Annotated in this window: 1 protein-coding gene; it reads left to right on the forward strand. The window is 48.3% G+C overall.

The window, feature by feature from the left end; all coding sequences use genetic code 11:
- On the forward strand, nucleotides 1–536 hold a 536-nt coding region (locus tag HFD99_RS24885; RefSeq protein ID WP_167441060.1), incomplete at both ends, for a condensation domain-containing protein.

Below are 536 nucleotides of genomic sequence, written 5' to 3' on the forward strand. Positions count from 1 at the left end.
CAAAAATATAATGGCACCGATGATGTCGTGTTTGGCAGCGTGGTATCTGGACGTCCGGCAGACATTCCGAATGTGGAGCACATCATTGGTCTGTTTATCAATACGATTCCGGTGCGTATCCGTAGTCAAGTGGACAATCTATTCTCCGACGTGATGAAGCAAACCCAGGAGCAATCGATTGCTTCCCATGTGTATGATACGTATCCGCTGTATGAAATTCAGGGGCTGTCAGAGCTTAAGCAGGATTTGATTAATCATATTCTTATTTTTGAGAACTATCCGGTCGAGGAACAAATCGAGCAATTAGGTAGCGGTGAGGCGGCCAGCTTCACCATCACAGGAGCCGAGTCTGTCGAGCAGACCAACTATGACTTTAACGTGGTAGTGCTGCCGGGGAATACCATTCACATGAGCTTTGGGTATAATGCCCTGGCCTTTGAACGGGAAAGTGTAGAGCACATTCGAGGTCATCTGGTACAGCTGCTGGAGCAGGTGACAGCCAATCCGGACATCCGTGTACATGAGCTGGATATGGT

The organism is Paenibacillus sp. EKM301P, assembly GCF_011800295.1.
Classification (GTDB): Bacteria; Bacillota; Bacilli; order Paenibacillales; family Paenibacillaceae; genus Paenibacillus; species Paenibacillus polymyxa.